Annotated in this window: 2 protein-coding genes; one reads left to right on the top strand and one right to left on the bottom strand. The window is 38.6% G+C overall.

Translation table 11 applies throughout. The annotated features are described in order from the left end of the window. Positions 1-792: dockerin type I domain-containing protein (locus tag J6U00_RS13665; RefSeq protein ID WP_365719152.1), on the top strand; the 792-nt coding region annotated here is incomplete at its 5' end. 247 nt (positions 793-1039) lie between these two features. Here J6U00_RS13665 and J6U00_RS13660 read toward each other — a convergent pair. Continuing rightward, positions 1040-2505 (bottom strand): dockerin type I repeat-containing protein (locus J6U00_RS13660; protein ID WP_296582724.1); only part of this gene is annotated, 1466 nt, incomplete at its 5' end.

Raw genomic sequence — 2505 nt, 5'->3', positions numbered from 1 at the left:
GCTGAGCTTGATAATATTTACTATCTCTCAGGTGAATCCGACCGTATGGGAATAGCAATATATTACAAAACTACCGTTGGAGACTATATATATTACAATCATTATTCTATAGGTGAAAAATTGTTTCCAATTGAAGATTTCTGTAAATATCAGAAATCAATATCTGATGAGCTTGCAAAACATTCTGATGAAAACGGAAGCGGTGATATTGATATATCGGATTTAATGGATCTGTCAAAGTACGAGCTGAAAAATACCACTTCAACATCAGAAAGCCTAAAAGGCGATGCAAACTGTGACGGTCAGGTTGATTTGTCAGATGCGGTCATGATCATGCAGGCTCTTGCAAATCCTAATAAATATGGTATAGACGGTACAGCTGATCATCATCTAACCGAACAAGGTAAGCTCAATGGAGATATGAACGGCGACGGTCTTACTGTTGGCGATGCACAGGCGATACAGATAAAGCTATTGGGCTTGGAGAATGTCGAGGCTCAGAGTGTTGAAAGTTTTTTGACAGCAAATGCTGGATTTTTAAATGAAAAAGGTACATATACCCTATTTTTCATCAGGAACGGCAATTATTTCAGCCGCGCTGGCGGCTCTGCCGATACTCATGATGAAGGAACATGGACAATATCAGGCGATACTGTTGTTCTGACAGGAAAATTCGGCACAAATCGTTTGAGTTTCGATGATAATGCTCTGATCTATATTGCAGAGGGCTCTGACGGCTTCAATGATTTTAATCCAAAGGACGGCGAAAAGTTTAATGCAGTGTTTGAATAATACTATATATGCCGTTCTGAAGTAAACTTTCTGAAAAATGCCATAAATATTAAATCAGCCTGTAGAAATACAGACTGAAAGCAGCCAGTAATGGCTGCTTTTTTAATTAACAATGGTTTGGGAATAGTTGGCGCTTACTGTTAAAACGTAAGGCAACCATTCCATACATATTTATAGTAAGAAAGCTCCGCAAATGCAGAGCTTTCAGTTTTATTCAGGATAAAAGATCTTTTATCTATTGTTGCTTTTAGACATAAGGCTTTTCTATCGTCCAATTAACGGTCTGACCGTTGTACGCCTCCTTTGGAACAATAACCTGAGCAATGCATAATGATACGACACATTCCAGAGCCTGCCCTTTACTGAATGCATATACCACGGATACTGATATTTCATCGTCTGAGAAATCCACATTATCAATCTGGTATCCGGCTTTCATACCGGCCGACTGGTAGATAGAGTCAAGCAACAAAACATTGTCCTTGAAAAAGCTGTCGTTGTATTTTTCAACATAGGCTTTTATGGCTTTATCCTGTAAAACCTTACTGAGATATACTTCCAGTTCTTCCGTATTTGTGATTACAGCGGAGTATTCGCCGTCAAAGCATATGTCCCAGAAACTTTCAGCCGTATTGCTATGATACCAGTCGACTGTTTTGTCAAATGTTAATTCGGAAGGAGCGTCTAATCCGAGCAGCTTCTTCTGTATTGCCTGTGCATCGCCGACGGTAAGCCCGTCACCGTTCATATCACCGTTGGTTTTGCCCTGTTCAGTAAGATGATGCTCTGCTGTACCGTCTATACCATACTTATTTGGGTTTGCAAGTGCCTGCATAATCAGCACAGCATCTGCCATATCAACTTCATCGTCACAATTTACGTCGCCTTCGAGAGTTTTTACTATCGCAGTAGTTGTTTTTGAATCTGAAACAGGTTCTTCAAAAGATGTCTGCTTTGCCGTTGTTGTCGTAACTGTAGTAGTTGTACTTGTGGAAACAGTCGTAGTTGACATAACATTATTGTCCCATCCGCCAAGCTCGAAGAATACTCCAACATCACGGTAATCAGGATTAAGCTTAACATAATTCATTGCGGCAGCAATAAGTTCTTTTCTTGTCTGAATGTCTTCTGTTTTGGGCTGAATAATGCATTCACAATACTTTTGCACAGGTGTATCGTCCAAACCGATCGGCATTGAAGCTTCAACTGTTATTTCAAAAAGTTCGTCAGGAAGTCCGAGAGATCTCTTGACTTTTTCTTCATCAAACCTATATATTATCTCATTACTGCCATATATATCCTCAGGAATATTATCTTTTAAATAAGGCATTGGATCTAATAGAAAATTGTTTTGAGTATTATCTGAGGTATGAACACGATTGTTTTTGACACCTTTTAGTTCAAATAGTTCTTGTATCTCTTCCGTTGTCATACTGCGGATATCCTCGAAGGTATATTCCTTGTCGGCTTGGATATTGGGATTTTTCGATGTATCAGTATCGGCATTCTGATCTGCCAATTTATTCTTTTTAATATACAGCTTGATTTCTTTTGGCTCGGAAGATAAATAATCAAATGTTGTTTCCGGTATTTTTTCAGCGTCAACTGTATATTGCGTATTAAAAAACATCATGCTATAGTTCAGGGTATAGCTGTAATTTGTTTCAGCTTGTTCAATTACATGAGGATTGCTTTGACCAATATTCCATTCAT

Source organism: Ruminococcus sp., assembly GCF_017650195.1.
Classification (GTDB): domain Bacteria; phylum Bacillota; class Clostridia; order Oscillospirales; family Ruminococcaceae; genus Ruminococcus.
This window is presented reverse-complemented; position numbering and strand designations above follow the sequence as displayed.